Consider the following 18,201-nt stretch of genomic DNA (forward strand, 5'->3'; position numbering starts at 1 on the left):
TCGAGGGGCGTGCCGAGTCCGCCCAGGGCGGCCACGACCGGGTCCACGGCGACGGGTGCGGGGTGGGGGGACGTCACCTCAGTGCTCCTTGACCAGTTCGGCGTACGCGCCCCGTGCGGCGAGCAGGTGCTCGTGCCGCCCGCGCTCGACGACGGTGCCCCGCTCCAGGACGACGATCTCGTCGCTGTCGCGGACGGTGCTCAGCCGGTGGGCGATGACCACGCAGGCACAGCCCCGGCGCCGCAGGTTGTCGATGACGAGACGCTCGGTCGCCGCGTCCAGGGCGCTGGTCACCTCGTCCAGGACCATGACGCTGGGACGGCGCACCAACGCCCGTGCGATCTCCAGGCGTTGGCGCTGGCCGCCGGAGAAGTTGCGGCCGTCCTGCTCGACCCGGCTGTGGATGCCGCCGGGACGGCGCGCGATCACCTCGTACACGGCGGCGTCCTCGAGGGCGGCCACGACGGCCTCGTCGGGGATGGACGGGTCCCACAGGGCGACGTTGTCGCGGACGGTGCCCTCGAAGAGGAAGACGTCCTGGTCGACGAAGGAGACGGAGGCGGCGAGCGCGCCGCGCGGGATGTCCTCAAGCCTCATGCCGTCGATGCGGATGGTGCCTTCCCAGGGGGCGTAGAGCCCGGAGATCAGCCGCGAGACGGTGGACTTGCCGCTGCCGGAGCCACCGACGAGCGCGACCTGCTGCCCGGGGCCGACGGCGAGCGAGAAGTCCTTCAGGAGCGGGGCGTCCAGCGGGCTGTAGCCGAAGGTGATGCCGTCGAGCGCCACATGGCCCTTGAGGCGGCGGGTCGCGGCGGGCGGCTCGCGCCGGGAGTAGAGCGGGTCGACGGGGAAGTTCTCGACGTCCTTGAGCCGGGCGACGTCGGCGGCGAAGTCCTGGATGCGGCCGGCCACGCCGTTGAGGCGGGTGATCGGGGTGGTGAAGCTGGTGATGAGTGCCTGGAAGGCGACGAGCAGCCCGACCGAGAGATGCCCCTCCACCGCGCGCAGGCCGCCGATCATCAGGATCAGCGCGCTGTTGAGCGCGGCGAGCGTGGGGGCGACGATCGCCAGCCACATGCTGGGCACGCCGAGCCGCTGCTGCACGTCGAGGGTGACGGCGTGCTGGCCGGCCCAGCGCCGGAAGAAGCCGTTCTCGCCGCCGGTGGCCTTCATCGTCTCGATGAGCTGCAGGCCGCTGTACGAGGTGTTGGTCAGCCGGGCGCTCTCGGCACGGAGCTTCTGGGTGTCGGTGGCCCGCACATGGATCACGATCCGCATGGCCACGACGTTGAGCAGCGCGATGCCGATGCCGACGACCGTCAGCTGGGGGTCGTACGTCCAGAGCAGTACCGCGTAGAGGATCACGACCACGGCGTCCACGCCGGCGGCGGCGAGGTCCCGTGCCAGTGTCTCGGCGACGGCGTCGTTGGACTGCAGGCGCTGGACCAGGTCGGCCGGGTTGCGCTGGGAGAAGAAGGTGACGGGGAGCCGGAGCAGATGCCGCAGGAAGCGGGCGCTGCCGAGCGTGGAGGAGATGATGCGGCCGCGCAGCAGGTTGGACTGCTGGAGGAAGGTGAGCACCGCCGTGAGCAGCAGGGCCGCCGCCATCGACGCGAAGAGCACGCCGAGGAGTGAGGTCTGCTCGCCGATCAGGAACATGTCGATGTACGTACGGCTCAGCGCGGGTATCGCGGCGCCGACCACGACGAGGAGGAGGCTGGCGAGCACGGCGGCGAGCAGGGTGCCCGAGGTGCCGCGCAGGCGGGCGGGCATCGCGCCCATGACGCCGGGCCTGCGTCCGGTGCGGCGGAAGCCCTCGCCGGGCTCGAAGGTGAGCACGACGCCGGTGAAGCTGGTGTCGAACTCGTCCATGGGCACGAAGCGCCGGCCCTTGGCCGGGTCGTTGATGTGGACGCCGCGGCGGCCGAGGCGGCGCCCGATGCCCTCGTAGACGACGTAGTGGTTGAACTCCCAGAAGAGGATGGCCGGCGGCCCCACCGCGGCGAGCGCGGCCAGGTCCATCTGCATGCCCTTGGCCTTGAGGCCGTAACCGCGGGCCGCCTTGAGGAGGTTGCTGGCGCGGGACCCGTCGCGGGAGACGCCGCAGGCGATGCGGAGCTCTTCCAGGGCGACGAACCGGCCGTAGTGACCGAGGACCATGGCGAGCGCGGCGGCGCCGCACTCCACCGCCTCCATCTGCAGCACGGTGGGGGTGCGTACGGGGCGGGGTGTACGGCCCTTCGGGACGGGCCGGCGACGCCTGGGGCTTCGGGCGGCCGGCTCGGGGCGACGGCGCCGGGTGCCGCCCTGCGGCGCGGGTCGGTGACGCCGCTGCGCGGCGGGCGGGAGCTGCGGGGTCTGGGTCGTGTCGGGCGACGCGGTCACGGGAGCGGCCAATCGGGCTGGGGGGTCGTGGCGGGCGACGCGGTCACGGAAGCGCTCCGTCGGGCCGGCGTGTCGGGCGACGCGGTCACGGAAGCGGCCCGCCGGGCCGGCGTGTCGGGCGACGCGGTCACGGGAGCAGCCAGTCGACGGGGCGCTGCGCGGTGAGGTGGACGGTTCCGGTGACGGGGGTCGTGGAGTCGACGGCGTACGGGGGGCCGTCGGCCGAGGACCACCGGTAGCCGGACGGGGTCGTGGCCGAGCGCTCCAGCTGGACGAGCACCGCGACGGGGTTGCCGTGCCGGGCGAACTGCTCGGCGAGCCTGCTGTCGCCGAGGAAGCCGCTGATCTGCGCCGGTGTCTGGGGGGCGCGGCCGACCGCCTTGACCCGCCCGCGGAGCACCCCGAACCGCTGCTGGGGTGCGGACGGGACACCCAGGTCGACCTGGGCGCCGACGGGGATCGTCGCGCCGCTGCCGCCGGGCACGTAGAGCATGGCCACCAGCGGGTCGTCCGGGTTCTTCACGCGTTCCACGGTCGCCACGTCGGCGCCGGTGGTGACGACGAGACCGGTCTTGGCGAGGAGGGTCGTCACCCGTCCTCCGTCGACCGCGCGAACGTCCCGGTCGCCCTGCGGCGTCCGGACCGTGAGCAGGGGTGCGCCCGGGGACACCGACTGCCCTTCCTCGGCATGGACGGCGGTGACCTGCCCCGCGTACGGGCTCTGGAGGAGGTAACTGCCTTCGGCCCGGGTGAGAATGCCGGGTGCGCTCAGCTTCGAGGACACGGATCCGGTGAATGCCCAGAAGGTCGCGGCGGCCATCACGACGACGGTGACGGCGAGCACGAGCCGGCCCTGCGGACGCGCGAACCGTACCGGCAGGTCGAGTTCTTCGGGCGATTGCAGCTTGGAAAGCGCCTTCTGACGGAACTGCACGGGCTCATCCTTCGACTGCATTCTTTACGGGGCTGCCGAATTGACCGGCAGAAGCTCGCCCGCCATGGGCGGGAAGGGCAGCCGTGAACCCCGGAACGGGAATGCGTTCCGGGGTTCACGGATATACCGCTCAGAGACCGGCGACACCGACGTTGACACCGGCGAGGCCCGTGACGACGCCCGGCAGGGTCTGCACGCCCTGGACGGTCTGCAGCGAGGTCACGGTGCCGAGGACGGTGCTGACGTCGCCGACCACGGCACCGGCGAGGCCACCGGAGATGGCGAGGCCGCCGGAGACGGCGTCCAGCTCGGCGTCGGCGATCTCACGGGTCTCGATGTCGTTACGCATGTGTGCGCACCCTTCAATTCGTGTGAATGTTTTTACCCCGGCCGGAATCAAGCCGTTCCGACGGCGGCCGCGATGTGCAGATATAAGCACGCGAACGGGTTGCCCGGCCAACCGAGTTGACGTGCTGCGGCACACGAATTCATCACCGAATCGAGCGGCGTTTCGATCCATTTGACAGATCGCCAGGAGATCGTCACAGGTTCTCCGCAGGATCGAGTAACAGAAATCGACCCTCCGCCGCGCCGACGGAACGCAAGGGGACATAGACCCCTCAAACGACGGGAGCGCGGCCGTCGCGTCGAGGAGTGACGCAAGGGGAAGGGCTCCCTCCTCTTGCACGATGTGAAGATTCGCCGGAGCGACGCTCGGTGAGGAGGTCGACACACCGGGTGCCGACCGAGCTCCGAGCGCCGTGCCGGCGAAGGGACCCCGGCTAGGACACCGACGCCTTCTCGGGAGCGGCGGCAGTGGCGACCGACGGCGTCCCCGCAGCCGGGCGAGCCGTCGCGCGCCCCCGCAGACCGAGCCCCGCGACCACCCCGACCAGGGCGAACGCCGTGGCGCCGATCCAGAAGGTGAGGGTGAAGCCGGACTCCGCCGGCAGCGGCGGGACCCCGGCCGGGAGGTGCTCGATGGTCTGCGAGGCGAGGATCGTGGTGACGACCGCGCTGCCGATCGCGCTGCCCGTGGAGCGGGAGATGGAGTTGATGCCGTTCGCGATACCGCTCTGGTGGTGCGGGACGCTCGCCATGATGACGGCCGGCATGGCCGCGTAACCGAAGCTGACGGCCGCGCCGACGACGATCCCCGCCCCGATCACCGACGCCGTGTGGCCGTGGCCGAGGGCGAGCCAGGCGAAGCCGACGGCGCCGAGGCCCGCGGCCAGGGCGAGGGCCGTGCGCGGCCCGCGGTGGCGGACCAGCCGGCCGCCGATCGGGGAGGCGAGCAGCGAGACGATCGCGCCGGGCAGCAGGAACTGCACGGAGGCACGCAGGATGGACGCGTCGAAGCCGTAGCCGGTGAGGGCCTCGGGCATCTGGACGAGGTAGGAGACGCCCAGGAAGTTCGCGAACATGCCGAAGCCGACGAGGATGCCGGCCAGATTGGCCATGAGGACCGGGCGGTGGACGAACATCTTCATGTCGACGAGCGGTTCGCGGACCTTCCGCTCCACGAGGACCCAGACGACCGCCATGACGACCGCGCCGGCGAAGCTGCCGAGCGTCCGGGTCGAGGCCCAGCCCCACTCGTGGCCCTGCGAGATGGGCAGCAGGAGCAGCAGCAGCGTGGCGCCGAGGGTCAGCGCGCCGAGGAAGTCGGTGCGGCCGCCCGTCTTGTGGCGGGTCGCGGGGACGAGGAACACGACCGCGAGGAGGGCGAGCACCGCGAAGCCGGTCGCCATCCAGAAGGCGCTGCGGTAGTCGGCGTCGGAGCCGGAGGTGAGCAGGCCGGTCGCGACGAGCGCGAGGCCGCTGCCGAAGGCGAGGGTGCCGCTGACCAGCGACATGGCGCCGGGCAGCTTCTGCGGCCTGACCTCCTCGCGCAGGACGGAGAGGGCCAGCGGGAAGATCGCGGTGGCGGCGCCCTGGAGGACGCGGCCGAGGATCAGCAGGGGCAGCGAGGTCGCGAGGGCGGCGACGACGGAGCCGACGACCATGACACCGAGGACGGCGACGAGGGTGGGCTTCTTGCCGTGCTGGTCGCCGAAGCGGCCGAGCAGCGGGGTGAAGACGGCGGCGGAGAGGAGCGTGGCGGTGGTCACCCAGCTCACGTCGGCGGTCGAGGTGCCGAGGTCGGCGCGGATGAGGCCGAGGATCGGGACCGGCAGGGTCTGCATCATCGAGACGACCATGGCGGCGAGGCTCAGGGCGAAGACGACGACCGTCTCGCGCCGGGGATCGGCGACGGGCGGTGCGGGGGCGTGACTCATGGCGGGGAGGGCCTCTTCCGGTGACGCGGGAGCTTCAGATCATCGATGCTTGATGTCATCAAGTACTTCGCCGACGGTAGACCCGGATACTTGAGGTGGTCAAGTAAACAATTGATAATGTCAAGTGTTCTGGGTAGGCTCGACCCATGAGCGAGACGACCTCCCGCACCCCCACCAAGCTCCAGCTCATGGAGCTGCTCGCCGCCATCGGCACGGCCCAGTGGCGCGACTTCGCGGCCGCCGCGGCCCACCACGGTCTGACCTCCACCCAGGCGAAGGTCCTCGCTCAGCTCGACGGCCCGCTGCCGATGCGCGCCCTGGCCACCCTGCTCGTGTGCGACGCGTCCAACGTCACCGGCATCATCGACCGCCTGGAGGCCCGCTCCCTGGTCCGCCGCGAGCCCGACCCCTCCGACCGCCGCGTCAAGAACGTCGTGGCGACCGACGAGGGCCGGGACATCATCCGCCGGGTCCGCGAGGAGATGCAGGCCACGAGCGGCGCCCTCGACACCCTCGACGCGGACGAGAGCACGACCCTCTACGCCCTGCTGGCGCGGCTGCGCCCGGGCATGGAGAAGAGCCCCTGACCCGACAGGTCAGGGGCTCTTCGTCGGGACCGACAGGTCATGGCTCGTCGTCGAGACCGGCAGGGTCAGGGACTCGTCGTCGAGACCGGCAGGGTCAGGGACTCGTCGTCGAGACCGGCAGGGTCAGGGACTCGTCGTCGAGACCGCGTACACCCGGGGGAACGCCGGCTCGGTGAGGTCGACGGTCAGGTCGGTCACCGGGCGCGGTTCCTCGCGCTTCACCGTCGTACCGGACCAGTTCATGCCCTCGACGAAGCTCCAGCCCGCGATGTCCGCGTCGCGGTCGCCGACCGTGATCCGGCCCGGGGTGAGTGCCGCGCGGCTCGTGCCGGACTCGGCGAGGAAGCCGTCCAGGCCGGCGGCGGTCGTCGTGAACTGCACGTACAGCCGGCTGGTCTTCCAGTTGCTGGTCTCGTAGTACGCGACCCCCCACGACCCGGCGGGGATCGGGACCTCGTAGATCCGCCGCTTCATCAGCGAGGGCCAGTTGTCCTGGAGTCCCGCCGCGGAGGACTCGCGCTCCTTGTCACGGCCGCTGTCGCGGCTCTGGCCCGCGGAGATGACGAGATAGCCGGCCGGGATGCCGACCAGCAGGACGATGATGACGGCGGTCAGCCAGCGGCGGCGGATCATGTGCCGGTGGTCCTCGGGGAGCTTGCCCCCGGGGGCGCGCGGCGGGGTGGACTGGTGGGGCAGGGTCATGAAGGCGGGTCCTCGGGGAAACGGGCGGCCCGGCCCGAGGTCCCGCTGCGCAGGGCCTGGGCGTAACGCTCGTACCGTTCGTACCGCTCCACCCGGCGCCGGTTGGCGCGGCGGAAGCGGCGGGCGACGAGCCGGGCGAGGTCGGCGGCGCCGACCATCCCCGCCTCGGGGCCGAGCTGGGCGCGGGTGATACGGGCCTCGGGACGGTAGCCGCGGCCGGTGAGGTGGCGGCGGAAGGAGTCCCTGGCGGGGCCGATGAGCAGGTCGTCGGCGGCCGAGACGCCACCGCCGATCACGAAGCAGGAGGGGTCGAGGGCGGCGGCGAGGTTGGCGATGCCGACGCCCAGCCACTGGCCGATGTCCTGGAAGAGCTCCACGCACATGGCGTCGCCCTCGCGGGCGAGCTCGGTGATGAGCGGTCCGGTGATCTCGGGGACGTTCCCCTTGACCCGCTCGATGATCCCGTACGCGACCGGGGAGTCGGCGGCGGCCAGCTCTCGGGCCTCGCGGACCAGCGCGTTTCCGGAGCTGTACTGCTCCCAGCAGCCGCGGTTGCCGCAGGGACAGCGGTGGCCGCCGGGGACGACCTGCATATGGCCGAACTCGCCGGCCACCCCGAACTTCCCGCGCTTGACCTGGCCGCCCTCCAGGATGGCGCCGCCGATGCCGGTGCCGAGGGTGATCATGACGAGGTGGTCCTCGCCACGTCCGGCACCGAAGCGCCACTCGGCCCAGGCGGCGGTGTTGGCGTCGTTGTCCACCATGACGGGGACTGCGAGGCGGCTCTGCAGGGCGTCCTTGAGGGGCTCGTTGCGCCAGGCCAGGTGCGGGGCGAAGAGCACCGTGGCGCGCTCGGCGTCGACCCAGCCGGCCGCGCCGATGCCGACGGCGTGCACGTCGTGCCGGTCGGAGAGGTCCAGGACCAGTTCGACGATGGTGTCCTCGACGACCTTGGGGCTCTTGGACTTGTCCGGGGTCTCCGTGCGGAGCTTCTCCAGGATGTTGCCGTCGGCGTCGACGACGCCGGCCATCACCTTCGTACCGCCGATGTCGATGCCGACGGTCGGCACCCGCGGCGCCGTCAGATGGGAGCGCCGCTCCCGGGTGCCGACGGTCCGCAGCACGGTGCCCCGGGCCGACCCCCGGTGGGCGAGGTCACGGTAGGTACTCATCGGCTCCGATTCTGCCAGGTGGGGTGTCAAGGGGCCGTTACATCGGGGACGGGCGCGGGAGGTCCGTCACGTCCCGGACGGCCGCTCCAGTTCGTGCCGGAGGTCCTCCAGCTCGGTGCCGCCGGCCATCTGCCGGGTCAACTCGTCGAGCGTGACGGAGCCCTTGGTGTGGCTGCCGGCCATGACGCCCCGCTTGAGCAGGACGAACCGGTCGCCGACCAGGTACGCGTGGTGCGGGTTGTGGGTGATGAGGACCACGCCGAGACCCTGGTCGCGGGCGGCGGCCACGTACTTCAGGACGACGCCGGACTGCTTGACGCCGAGTGCGGCGGTCGGCTCGTCGAGGACGAGGACCTTCGCGCCGAAGTGGACGGCCCGGGCGATGGCCACGCACTGCCGCTCGCCGCCGGAGAGGGTGCCGATGGGCTGGTCGACGTCGCGGAGGTCGATGCCCATGCGGAGCAGCGCCTCGCGGGTGGTGGTCCGCATCAGGCCGACGTCGAGCCGCTTGAAGGGGCCGGATCCCCTGGTGGGCTCGGAGCCGAGGAAGAAGTTCCGCCAGACCGGCATGAGCGGGACGACGGCGAGGTCCTGGTAGACGGTGGCGATGCCCCGGTCGAGGGCGTCGCGCGGGTTGGCGAGGGTGACCTCCTCGCCCTCGATGCGGAAGGTCCCCGTGTCGTGCTGGTGGAGACCCGCGACGATCTTGATGAGGGTGGACTTGCCGGCGCCGTTGTCACCGAGGACGCAGGAGATCTCGCCGGAGCGGACCTCCAGGGAGACCCCTTCGAGGGCGCGGATGTTGCCGTAGTACTTGCTGACGTCGTCGAGCTCGACGAGCGGAGCGGACTCGGTCTTCGTGGCCGTCGTCACTTGGTGGCCTCCACGCGCTTGCGGATCCAGGCGTTCAGCAGGGTCGCCAGGAGGAGCATCGCTCCCAGGAAGAACTTGAACCAGTCCGGGTTCCACTCGGCGTACACGATGCCCTTGCTCGTCATGCCGAAGATGAGGGCGCCGACCGCGGAGCCGATGGCGGAGCCGTATCCGCCGGTGATCAGACAGCCGCCGATGACGGCCGCGATGATGAAGATCAGCTCGTTGCCGACGCCCTCGCCCGACTGGACGACGTCGAAGGAGAAGAGCAGGTGCTGGCCGGAGATCCAGGCGCAGAACGCCACGCCCAGGTAGAGGCCGATCTTCGTCCGGTAGACCGGGACGCCGACCGCGCGGGCCGCGTCGGCGCCGCCGCCGACCGCGAAGATCCAGTTGCCGAAGCGGGTGCGGAGCAGGATCCAGGTGGCGAGCGCGACCAGGCCGAACCACCACAGGATGGTGACCTTGAACTCGACGCCGCCGATGGTCAGCTGCGAGGCGAAGAGCTTGCGGGCGGAGGAGAAGCCCTCCATGTCGGCGATGGTCTTGGTGGAGACGGTGCCGCTGATCAGCTTGGTGAGGCCGAGGTTCAGGCCGGTCAGCATGAGGAAGGTGCCGAGCGTGATGATGAAGCTGGGCAGTTTCGTACGGGTGAGCATGAAGCCGTTGAAGGCGCCGATCGCCAGGGTGACGAGCAGCGAGACGCCGACGCCGACCCAGACGTTCGCCGTCATCTGGTAGCTGAACATCGACGAGACCAGGGCCGAGCTGGTGACCAGGACACCGGCGGACAGGTCGAACTCGCCGCCGATCATGAGCAGCGCGACGGGGACCGCCATGATGCCGAGGGTGGAGGCCGCGTAGAGCACGGTGCCGAGGCTGGACGGGTTCAGGAAGCTGTCGGCGACCACGGAGAAGAAGACGAAGACGGCGATCGCGCCGACGACCGAGCCGAGCTCGGGGCGGGCCAGCAGCTTCTTCAGCGGGGTGGTGCGCAGCAGCCGTTCGTCGACGTGGTCGAGCCCGTCCGACGGTGGGGCGGTGGAGCTCATCGGGTGCCCCGCTCCGCGTACTCGACGAGCTTCGCGGCGTCGTCCTTGGTGATGATCTGCGGGCCGGTGAGGACCGGCTTGCCGCCGCCGAGGACGTTGGCGTTGTAGCGGTAGAGCCAGAGCAGGTCGACGGCCTCGTAGCCCTGGAGGTAGGGCTGCTGGTCGACGGCGAAGCCGAGGGTGCCGGCCTGGAGGGAGGTGGCGACCTTGGCGTTGAGGTCGAAGGTGTCGATCTCGGCCTTGCTCCCGGCGCTCTTCGCGGCCTGGACGGCGGCGTCGGCGAAGGGGGCGCCGAGCGTCACGACGGCGTCGACGTCCTTGTCGGACTGGAGCTTGGCCTCGATGGAGGCCTTGACGTCCGGCATGTTGGTGCCGTCGACGTAGAGGTTGACCAGCTCGCCGCCGAAGGTCTTCTTCGTGCCCGCGCAGCGCTGCTCGTGGCCGACGTTGCCCTGTTCGTGCAGGACGCAGAGCGCCTTCTTCTTGCCCCGCTTGTCGAGTTCCTCGCCGACGGCCTCGCCGGCGACGGTCTCGTCCTGGCCGATGTGGGTGAGCGCCCCGTACGCCTTGGACTGCTCGGCGCCCGAGTTCACGGTGATCACCGGGATGCCGGCCTTGACTGCCTTCTCGACGGCGGCCTTCATGGCGTCGGGCTTCGCGAGCGTGACGATCAGACCGTCGACGTCCTTGGCGACGTACGAGTCGATCAGCTGCGCCTGCTGCTGGGCCTCGTCGCTGTGGGCGTAGAGGAAGTTGATGTTGTCCTTGGCGGCGGCCTGCTTGGCGCCCTTCTGGACGATGTCCCAGAAGGTGTCGCCGTCACCCGAGTGGGTCACCATGGCGAAGGTCCAGCGGGGGGTGTCGACGGCCGCCCTGCCCTGGGCCTCGGCGGCCTTGCGGGCGTCCTCCGCCCGCTTTCCGCCGGTGCTGCTGCACCCGGCGAGCGCCCCGGTGAGCGCGAGCGCGAGCACGGCGCCGACTGCGGCGCGTACCCCTCCTGTCCGAAGCCTGGTCACGAGGCCGTGCCCTCCTTTGTGTCCTTTGCGTGCATTGCAGTCGTGCATTGCAGTATCGGTCATGCGGGTCGTGGCGCTCGCCAGGGGGCCGGTGTCCGGCTCTTGGGCCGGTGGGGTACGGCCTACGGACGGACCATCAGCTGGAACTCGAAGGAGTAGCGGTCGGCCCGGTAGAGATGGGAGCCGTACTCGACGGGGCGTCCGGTGTCGTCGAAGGTGACGCGCTCCATCGTCAGCAGCGGGGCGCCCTCCCGCTCGTCCAACAAGGCCGCCTCCGTAGCGGTCGCGGCGCGCGCGCCGACGGCCTGGCGTGCGCTGTGCAGGGTCAGCGCGGCGGAGCGGAGCATCCGGTAGAGACCGGTGGTCTCCAGGCGCGCCGTGTCGGGTCCGCCGGGGCCGAGGAGCCCGGCGGGCAGGTGGTTGCGCAGGTACGCCATGGGTTCGCCGTGCGCGGTGCGGAGCCGTTCGAGATAGACGACCTCGCTGCCCTCGGGTACGCGGAGGGCCGCGGCGACCGGACCGGTGGCGGGTTCGGCCCGGTTGACCAGGACCCGGGTGGCGGGGAGCTGTCCGGCGGCGTCCAGGTCGTCGTACAGGCTGCTCAGCTCCAGCGGGCGGCGGACCGTGCTGTGCACGACCTGGGTGCCGACCCCCCGGCGGCGGACCAGGAGGCCCTTGTCGACGAGGGTCTGGATGGCCTGGCGGACGGTGGGGCGGGAGAGGCCGAGGCGGGTGGCGAGGTCGATCTCGTTGCCGAGGAGGGTGCCCGGGGTCAGCGTGCCGTTCTCCACGGCGCTCTCCAGCTGCTGGGCCAGCTGGAAGTAGAGCGGGACCGGGCTGCTGCGGTCCACGGAGAGCGGGGGCAGGGCGGCGCCTGACTGCTTGGACACGGGGGGAGCGTAGCCCGGTGCGCTGATGACGGGAAGTCGTGACGTCCGGTTGTCCTGACAAATCCTTGACACCGGGGACGGACGGCTCCACGGTGGGGCCATGCGCATCGGACTCATCGGTACGGGCCGGATCGGGAGCTTCCACGCGGGTGTGCTGGCCCGCCACCCGGAGGTCGAGTCGCTGGTCGTGGCGGACGCGGACACCACGCGGGCGGCCGGGGTCGCGGGGGCGCTCGGGGCGGAGGCCGCGCCGGACGTCACCGCGCTGTTCGCGCACGCACTGGACGCCGTGGTGATCGCCTCGGCGACGGCCGCGCACGCGGAGCTGATCGCCCGCGCGGCGGGCGCCGGGCTCCCGGCCTTCTGCGAGAAGCCGATCGCCCTGGACGTGCCGGGGACGGCGAGCGCGCTCTCGGCGGTGGCCGAGGCGGGCACGGAGCTCCAGCTCGGCTTCATGCGGCGCTTCGACGCGGGGTACCGGGCGGCGCGTGAGGCGGTGCGCTCGGGGCGGCTCGGCCGGCTGCACACCGTACGGGCGGCGACCTCCGACCCGGCACCGCCGCCGGCCGCGTACCTCCCCCTCTCCGGCGGTCTCTTCCGGGACTGTCTGGTGCACGACTTCGACATCGTGCGCTGGGTGACCGGGCAGGAGGTCGTGGAGGTGTACGCGACGGGCTCGGACGCCGGTCCCGCGATGTTCCGGGAGGCCGGTGACGTGTCCACGGCCGCCGCGCTCCTCACCCTCGACGACGGCACGCTCGTCACGGCGACGGCGACCCGCCGCAACGGCGCCGGGTACGACGTCCGCATGGAGCTGGCGGGCGACCTGGACCAGATCGCGGTGGGCCTGGACGACCGCACCCCGCTCACCTCGGTGGAGCCCTGGGCGTCGGCCCCGCCGGGAAAGCCCTGGACCGGCTTCCTGGAGCGGTTCGCCCCCGCGTACGAGGCGGAGCTCGACGCCTTCGTACGCCTGGTCCGCGGCGAGGCGCCCAACCCGTGCGACGGGCGGGAGGCCCTGGCGGCGCTCCGGATCGCGGAGGCGTGCGAGCGCTCGCGTCGGGAGCGGTGCCCGGTACGGGTGGACGACATCCGTTAGTCGCCCCGTAGCGGCGTCACCACCGGACCGGGAGGTGCCGGACTCCGCGCATCAGGAGGCCCGGGAGCCACTCCCAGGGCTCGCCCTCCGGGTCGAGTTCCAGGTTCGGGAAGCGGTCGAGGAGGGTCCGGAGCGCGATCCGGCCCTCCAGCCGGGCGAGCGGGGCGCCCAGGCAGTAGTGGATGCCGTGCCCGAAGGCCAGATGGCCCCGGGTGTCCCGGCGGATGTCGAAGCGGTCGGGTTCGGGGAACCGGGCCGGGTCGCGGTCGAGCGCCCCGATGGCGACGAGAACGCTCTGACCTGCCGGAATCTCGGTGCCGCCGACGGTGACGGGCTCCCGGCTGAAGCGGAAGGTGCTGGTCTCCACCGGCCCGTCGTACCGCAGGGACTCCTCGATCGTCCCGTCCAGGAGGCCCGGGTCGGCGCGCAGGGCGGCGAGCTGATCGGGGTGGGTGAGGAGGTTGCGGACGGTGTTGGCGATCAGGTTGACCGTCGTCTCGTGGCCCGCGATGAGCAGCAGATAGGCCATGGCCCGGAGTTCGGGTCCGGAGAGCCGGTCGCCGTCCTCGGCGCGGGAGGCGATCAGACCGGAGAGCAGGTCGTCGGTGGGGCCCGCGGCCCGCTTGTCCTCGATGAGCGCGTCGAGGTAGGCGCCGAAGTCCACCATGCTCTGGGTGAAGTCCTCGTCGCCGGTGGGGGTGACCAGCTCGGTCGACCAGCGGCGGAAGGTGTCCCGGTCCGCCGCGGGGACCCCGAGGAGCTCGCAGACGACGGTGATCGGCAGCGGGTACGCGAAGGAGTCGACGAGGTCGGCGCGGCCGGCCGGTTCCATCGCGTCGACGAGTTCCGCGGTGAGCCGCTCGATGCGGGGACGCAGGGCCTCCACCCGGCGGCCGGTGAACTCGCCCGTGACCAGGCGGCGCAGCCGGGTGTGGTCGGGTGCGTCGGCCGCGAGGAGGTGGACGCCGATGATGTCCTCCTCCGGCGCCCGTACGCCGATCACGTGCGGGGACTTGGCGAGCCGGGGGTCGGCGAGGGCCGCACGCCCCTCCTCGTGACCGACGACCAGCCAGAACTGGAAGCCGTCGGGCATCCGCACCTCGTGGACGGGACCGGCCTCGCGGAGCCTCGCGTAGGAGGGATACGGGTTCGCGGTGAAGTCCGCGCCGTACTCCCCCAGTTCGATGACGGACATCGACGCAGACTATCCGACGGGTCCGGGGCGGAGACGATCAGTTCTGGCCGTCCTCGCCCCCTCCCGCGGTCAAGAGGCCCGCGTCGTGGACGAGGAGGGCGATCTGGACGCGGTTGTTGAGGCCGAGTTTGGCGAGGACCCGTGAGACATGGGTCTTGACCGTGGGCACGCTCATGTACAGCTCGGCCGCGATCTCCGCGTTGGACAGACCGCGGCCGACGGCGACGGCCACCTCCCGCTCGCGGTCGGCGAGTTCGGTGAGGCGTCCGGCGGCCGCGGTGCGCGGGGACTGCTCCGGCCGGCCTGCGACATGGGTCATGAGCTGGCGGGTGACGGCCGGGGACAGCACCGGGTCCCCGGCCGCGACCCGGCGGACGGCGGCGACGATCTCGGCGGGCGGCGTGTCCTTGAGGACGAAGCCGGCCGCGCCGGCCCGCAGGGCGCGCAGCACCTGCTCGTCGGCGTGGAAGGTGGTGAGGACGACGACCTCGGGGGCGCCGGGCTCGGCCCGCAGCCGCTCGGTGGCGGTGAGCCCGTCCACGTGCGGCATGCGGATGTCCATGAGGACGACGTCGGGGGCGTACCGGGTGACGAGTTCGGGGACCTCGCGGCCGTCGGTCCCCTCACCGACGATCTCCAGGTCCTCGGCGCCGCCGAGCATCAGGGTGAGGCCCGCACGGACCAGGGGGTCGTCGTCGACGATGAGCAGCCGAATGGTCATGGGGGCCACGGTAGCCAGGCGTGCAGGGAGAATCCGCCGTCGGGGGCGGGTCCGTGCTCCATCCGGCCACCGGCGAGCGCGGCGCGTTCGGTGAGTCCGATCAGGCCCTGGCCTGAGCCGGGGACGGGCGGGACCGGTCCGGCGGGTGCCGGGTTGTGGATGTCGACGGTGAGGCCCTCGCCGGGGCGGCCGCGCACGGTGACGGTGACCGTGGTGCCGGGGGCGTGCTTGCGGGCGTTGGTGAGGCCCTCCTGGGCGATGCGGTAGACGGTACGGCCGGTGGCGGCCGGGACGGTGGCCGGTTCGTCCACGGTGGTGTCGAGGACGACGTCGGCCCCGGCCTCGCGGGATTCCTCGATCAGCGCGTCGAGGGTGGCGAGGGTGGGCTGCGGCCGGTGGCCTCCGTCGCCGTTCTCGCCGGGGGCGCGCAGCACGCCGATGATCTCGCGCAGGTCCTGGAGGGCCTCGTGGGCACTGTCGCGGATGACGCCGGCGGCGCGGGCGACCTGCTCGGGCGGGGCGTCGGGCCGGAACTCCAGGGCTCCGGCGTGCACGCTGAGCAGGGTGAGCCGGTGGGCGAGGACGTCGTGCATCTCGCGGGCGATGGCCTCGCGGGCGAGCCGCTGGGCCTGGGCGGCGCGCAGTTCGGCCTCGGCCTCGGCGCGGCGGGCGCGCTCCCTGAGGGCCTCGACGAGCTGGCGGCGGGAGCGGACGAGCATGCCCCAGGCGGTGACGAGCAGGATGAGGGTGAAGCCGAGGGCGATGGAGAGCCCGGTGTTGGTGGTGGGGTCGGGCCGGATGAAGGCCTGCGCGGTGGAGGCGGCGACGGCGAGCGCGCCGATCGCGGCGACCTCGCGGAAGGGCTTGCGCACGGCCACGCTGAAGAGGCTCGCGAGGAGGGCGCCGGCGGCGACCGGGGCCACGATGTTGAGCAGCGAGAGGCCGATCGCGAGCCCGGCCGGCCAGCGGCGGCGCAGCCAGAGGGCGCAGCAGCCGGCGGCGCCCAGGAGCTGGTCGACGAGGGTGACGGCCTCGCTGGTGTACTGCGCGCTGGTGTCGGCGGCGAGGAGGCCGACGAAGGCGGCGAGGAGGAAGAGCGAGGTGTCCACGATCCAGTCGCGGACGGTACGGCGGGGCCGGCCCTCCCCGTTCCCACCGGGTTCGGCCAGGTGGGAGGGGAGCAGCCAGCGCTGCCGGTCCGTGCGGGTCATATCGGCAATGTACGCAGCCGGGGGCGCCGTGCGGGGCAGTGGCGGCCGGGCCGCTACCGAAGTCGCGGAGGTCGATACTTCGGTCGCGGTGCCGGTGGACCGGAGGCGGACGCGGCCGGTCCACCGGCGGCGTCATGATCACCTCATGAAGAAGTTTCTGGAGGTCACCGGTTTCCTGCTCGCCCTCTTCGGTGTGGCCGGGGTGGTGCGCGAGCTGACGGACGGCTGGTTCCGTCTCCTCGGTGTGACCCGGTTCCTCACGGAGAACGTGTGGTTCCTGGAGGGCCGTGAGCTGTTCGCCAACATCGTGATCGCGGTGCTCGGCCTGGTCCTCATGATCGTGTCGGACCGGGTGGCGAAGACCTGATCGGTCCGCCGGCCTACCCGGCCCCGTGGTCGGCGGCCCTCCGGCCCCAACTGGTGCCCGCGAGCACGAGGATCGCGCCCGCGAGGCCCAGGACGCCGGGGCGGTCGCCGGCGAGGGCGATGCCCGCGGCGGCGGCCCAGAGGGGCTCCGTGCCGAGGAGGAGGCTGACCCGCGACGGGGAGGTGCGGCGGACCGCCCACATCTGCACGAAGAACGCGAAGAGCGTGCAGAAGACGGAGAGGAAGAGCAGTCCGGCCCACTCGCGGGGGCCGAAGTCGAGAGCCACCGCCCAGGGCGAGGCGCCGGTGCCGGGGAAGGCCGCGATGACGGCGAAGACGGCGACGGCGGAGCCGAGCTGCACGGTGGTGAGGGAGAGCGAGTCGGCCGACCGGACGGCCTTGATCCGGGACATCGCCAGGACGTGGACGGTACGGGCGAGGGCGGCGAGGAGCATGAGCAGGTCGCCGAGGGAGGGGGTGGTGAAGCCTCCGCCCTGGGTGAGGAGCACGACGCCGCCGACGGAGAGCGCGGCGGCGCCGAGGAAGGCGCGGGGCGGCCTGACCCGGGTGACGGCGGCCTCGGCGAGCGGGGTGAAGATCATGGTGAGGCTGATGATCAGGCCCGCGTTGGTGGCGGAGGTGTGGACGACGCCGTAGGTCTCCAGGAGGAAGATCCCGCTGAGGATCAGCCCGAGGACCCCGGCGCCGCGCCACTGGGCGGCGCTCAGGGCCCGGAGCCTGGCCCAGCCGGCGACGACCAGGACGGGCAGCACCACCGCGAACCGCAGCACGAGGACCGCGATGACGGTGTGGGTGGTGGTGATGCCCTTGGCGGCGAGGTAGCTGGCGCCCCAGACGACGGCGACGAGCAGCACGGGCAGGTCGGTGAGCCAGGCGCGGCGCGGGGCGCCGAGGGACACGGGGGCGGCGATCGACGACGAAACCGACATTGCGGCCGTTTCTCCAACTCTCGGGGTGGGGTGGAGACTTCGACGGCTCGCACGTGGAGCGATCACCGTACCGGGACGGGCCTGTGGTGGCTACATCTTTCCGGGGTCCTCTGTCGGTGTGCGGGTCAGACGTAGCTGCCGTACGAGGGGCGGCCGGCGAGCTCGTACGTACCGATGGCGACGCCCGAACCGGTGGTGCGGGCGTCCGTCTGACGGAAGGCCGTGGGGCGCACTCCGTCGCCGAAGAGACGGCGGCCGGTGCCGAGGATCACCGGGAAGACGAGCAGATGCAGGGTGTCGATCAGGTCGTGGTCGAGCAGGGTCCGGGCGAGACCGCCGCTGCCGTGCATCTGGATCTCGCCGTCGATGCGCTCCTTGAGTGCCCCGACCTCCTCGACGACGTCCCCGCGGAGCAGGGTGGTCCCGGCCCAGTCGGCGGAGTCGAGGGTGGAGGTGGCGACGTACTTGGGGAGCGCGTTGAGCTTCGTGGCGATGGGGTTGTCGGGGTCCGTCTGCTTCGGCCAGTAGCCGGCGAAGATCTCGTAGGTGCGGCGGCCGAGGAGGAAGGCGGTCGGCCGTTCGAAGACCCCGTCCATGAACCGTCCGAAGTCCTCGTCGCCGTAGGGGACGGACCAGCCGCCGTGCGGGAAGCCGCCGCTGGGGTCCTCCTCCGGGCCGCCGGGGGCCTGGTGGACGCCGTCGAGGGTCAGGAACTGGGTGAGGCTGAGCGTGGCCATGGGGGTGCCCTTTCGTCTCCGGTCCATCGTGT

General features: G+C 72.0%; 18 protein-coding genes. 3 read left to right on the forward strand and 15 right to left on the reverse strand.

Annotated elements, in window-relative coordinates:
• Positions 1 to 78: 78 nt before the first annotated feature.
• The 4 genes from N5875_RS07490 to N5875_RS07505 all read right to left on the reverse strand — a co-directional run bounded on the left by N5875_RS07490 (position 79) and on the right by N5875_RS07505 (position 5,598).
• On the reverse strand, positions 79 to 2,385 hold the full coding sequence (locus N5875_RS07490; RefSeq protein WP_338492380.1) for an NHLP family bacteriocin export ABC transporter peptidase/permease/ATPase subunit: 2,307 nt from the start codon (positions 2,383 to 2,385) through the stop codon (positions 79 to 81).
• A gap of 127 nt (positions 2,386 to 2,512) precedes the next feature.
• Positions 2,513 to 3,319 carry an HlyD family efflux transporter periplasmic adaptor subunit gene (locus N5875_RS07495; RefSeq protein WP_318212642.1) on the reverse strand — a complete coding sequence of 269 codons (807 nt, stop codon included), beginning with the start codon at positions 3,317 to 3,319 and terminating at the stop codon, positions 2,513 to 2,515.
• Positions 3,320 to 3,449: 130 nt separating this feature from the next.
• Complete coding sequence (locus N5875_RS07500) at positions 3,450 to 3,668, reverse strand: hypothetical protein (protein ID WP_338492381.1); 219 nt, start codon at positions 3,666 to 3,668, stop codon at positions 3,450 to 3,452.
• A gap of 433 nt (positions 3,669 to 4,101) precedes the next feature.
• Positions 4,102 to 5,598, reverse strand: a complete 1,497-nt coding sequence (locus N5875_RS07505; protein WP_338492382.1) for an MFS transporter — start codon at positions 5,596 to 5,598, stop codon at positions 4,102 to 4,104.
• 146 nt (positions 5,599 to 5,744) lie between these two features.
• Between N5875_RS07505 and N5875_RS07510 the strand changes: the two genes are divergently transcribed.
• Positions 5,745 to 6,185 carry a MarR family transcriptional regulator gene (locus N5875_RS07510; protein ID WP_318212639.1) on the forward strand — a complete coding sequence of 147 codons (441 nt, stop codon included), beginning with the start codon at positions 5,745 to 5,747 and terminating at the stop codon, positions 6,183 to 6,185.
• Positions 6,186 to 6,308: 123 nt separating this feature from the next.
• Here the strand turns inward: N5875_RS07510 and N5875_RS07515 are convergent, their stop codons facing one another.
• From N5875_RS07515 to N5875_RS07540, 6 genes are all read right to left on the reverse strand, one after another.
• Entirely contained in the window at positions 6,309 to 6,887 is a 579-nt protein-coding gene (locus N5875_RS07515; RefSeq protein WP_338492384.1) for a hypothetical protein, read from the reverse strand.
• A complete protein-coding gene (locus N5875_RS07520; protein ID WP_318212637.1) occupies positions 6,884 to 8,059 on the reverse strand; it encodes an ROK family glucokinase in 1,176 nt (391 codons plus the stop codon). The genes N5875_RS07515 and N5875_RS07520 overlap by 4 nt, the downstream gene beginning before the upstream one ends.
• A gap of 66 nt (positions 8,060 to 8,125) precedes the next feature.
• Positions 8,126 to 8,932, reverse strand: a complete 807-nt coding sequence (locus N5875_RS07525; RefSeq protein WP_318212636.1) for an ATP-binding cassette domain-containing protein — start codon at positions 8,930 to 8,932, stop codon at positions 8,126 to 8,128.
• Complete coding sequence (locus N5875_RS07530) at positions 8,929 to 9,984, reverse strand: ABC transporter permease (protein ID WP_318212635.1); 1,056 nt, start codon at positions 9,982 to 9,984, stop codon at positions 8,929 to 8,931. Before N5875_RS07530 ends, N5875_RS07525 begins: the two co-directional genes overlap by 4 nt.
• Entirely contained in the window at positions 9,981 to 11,000 is a 1,020-nt protein-coding gene (locus N5875_RS07535) for a sugar ABC transporter substrate-binding protein (protein WP_318212634.1), read from the reverse strand. The genes N5875_RS07530 and N5875_RS07535 overlap by 4 nt, the downstream gene beginning before the upstream one ends.
• Positions 11,001 to 11,122: 122 nt before the next feature.
• The gene (locus N5875_RS07540) at positions 11,123 to 11,851 is read right to left on the reverse strand and encodes a GntR family transcriptional regulator (protein ID WP_338499111.1); all 729 of its coding nucleotides are present in this window, start codon (positions 11,849 to 11,851) and stop codon (positions 11,123 to 11,125) included.
• 139 nt (positions 11,852 to 11,990) lie between these two features.
• Between N5875_RS07540 and N5875_RS07545 the strand changes: the two genes are divergently transcribed.
• Entirely contained in the window at positions 11,991 to 12,989 is a 999-nt protein-coding gene (locus tag N5875_RS07545) for a Gfo/Idh/MocA family oxidoreductase (RefSeq protein WP_338492388.1), read from the forward strand.
• Positions 12,990 to 13,005: 16 nt separating this feature from the next.
• On the opposite strand, the gene N5875_RS07550 is transcribed toward N5875_RS07545, so the two are convergent.
• From N5875_RS07550 to N5875_RS07560, 3 genes are read right to left on the reverse strand one after another with little or no spacing between them, the layout of a single operon-like run.
• Positions 13,006 to 14,184 carry a cytochrome P450 gene (locus N5875_RS07550; protein ID WP_338492390.1) on the reverse strand — a complete coding sequence of 393 codons (1,179 nt, stop codon included), beginning with the start codon at positions 14,182 to 14,184 and terminating at the stop codon, positions 13,006 to 13,008.
• Between the two features lie 37 nt (positions 14,185 to 14,221).
• Positions 14,222 to 14,905, reverse strand: a complete 684-nt coding sequence (locus tag N5875_RS07555; RefSeq protein ID WP_318212631.1) for a response regulator transcription factor — start codon at positions 14,903 to 14,905, stop codon at positions 14,222 to 14,224.
• Positions 14,902 to 16,116 (reverse strand): histidine kinase, encoded by a 1,215-nt coding sequence (locus N5875_RS07560; protein WP_318212630.1) that lies wholly within the window; start codon positions 16,114 to 16,116, stop codon positions 14,902 to 14,904. Before N5875_RS07560 ends, N5875_RS07555 begins: the two co-directional genes overlap by 4 nt.
• Positions 16,117 to 16,261: 145 nt before the next feature.
• Between N5875_RS07560 and N5875_RS07565 the strand changes: the two genes are divergently transcribed.
• A complete protein-coding gene (locus tag N5875_RS07565; RefSeq protein ID WP_318212629.1) occupies positions 16,262 to 16,483 on the forward strand; it encodes a hypothetical protein in 222 nt (73 codons plus the stop codon).
• 13 nt (positions 16,484 to 16,496) lie between these two features.
• On the opposite strand, the gene N5875_RS07570 is transcribed toward N5875_RS07565, so the two are convergent.
• Positions 16,497 to 17,432, reverse strand: coding sequence for a DMT family transporter (locus N5875_RS07570; protein ID WP_338492394.1), 936 nt, complete (start codon positions 17,430 to 17,432; stop codon positions 16,497 to 16,499).
• 125 nt (positions 17,433 to 17,557) lie between these two features.
• Complete coding sequence (locus tag N5875_RS07575) at positions 17,558 to 18,169, reverse strand: dihydrofolate reductase family protein (RefSeq protein ID WP_338492397.1); 612 nt, start codon at positions 18,167 to 18,169, stop codon at positions 17,558 to 17,560.
• Positions 18,170 to 18,201 lie beyond the last annotated feature (32 nt).

The organism is Streptomyces sp. SJL17-4 (assembly GCF_036826855.1).
Lineage (GTDB): Bacteria > Actinomycetota > Actinomycetes > Streptomycetales > Streptomycetaceae > Streptomyces.

Coding starts and splice junctions, on each gene's coding strand:
- N5875_RS07505 (WP_338492382.1), bottom strand. CDS start 5,598: ATGAGTCACGCCCCCGCACCGCCCGTCGCCGATCCCCGGCGCGAGACG.
- N5875_RS07530 (WP_318212635.1), bottom strand. CDS start 9,984: ATGAGCTCCACCGCCCCACCGTCGGACGGGCTCGACCACGTCGACGAA.
- N5875_RS07555 (WP_318212631.1), bottom strand. CDS start 14,905: ATGACCATTCGGCTGCTCATCGTCGACGACGACCCCCTGGTCCGTGCG.
- N5875_RS07545 (WP_338492388.1), top strand. CDS start 11,991: ATGCGCATCGGACTCATCGGTACGGGCCGGATCGGGAGCTTCCACGCG.
- N5875_RS07500 (WP_338492381.1), bottom strand. CDS start 3,668: ATGCGTAACGACATCGAGACCCGTGAGATCGCCGACGCCGAGCTGGAC.
- N5875_RS07565 (WP_318212629.1), top strand. CDS start 16,262: ATGAAGAAGTTTCTGGAGGTCACCGGTTTCCTGCTCGCCCTCTTCGGT.
- N5875_RS07570 (WP_338492394.1), bottom strand. CDS start 17,432: ATGTCGGTTTCGTCGTCGATCGCCGCCCCCGTGTCCCTCGGCGCCCCG.
- N5875_RS07575 (WP_338492397.1), bottom strand. CDS start 18,169: ATGGCCACGCTCAGCCTCACCCAGTTCCTGACCCTCGACGGCGTCCAC.
- N5875_RS07520 (WP_318212637.1), bottom strand. CDS start 8,059: ATGAGTACCTACCGTGACCTCGCCCACCGGGGGTCGGCCCGGGGCACC.
- N5875_RS07550 (WP_338492390.1), bottom strand. CDS start 14,184: ATGTCCGTCATCGAACTGGGGGAGTACGGCGCGGACTTCACCGCGAAC.
- N5875_RS07560 (WP_318212630.1), bottom strand. CDS start 16,116: ATGACCCGCACGGACCGGCAGCGCTGGCTGCTCCCCTCCCACCTGGCC.
- N5875_RS07510 (WP_318212639.1), top strand. CDS start 5,745: ATGAGCGAGACGACCTCCCGCACCCCCACCAAGCTCCAGCTCATGGAG.
- N5875_RS07515 (WP_338492384.1), bottom strand. CDS start 6,887: ATGACCCTGCCCCACCAGTCCACCCCGCCGCGCGCCCCCGGGGGCAAG.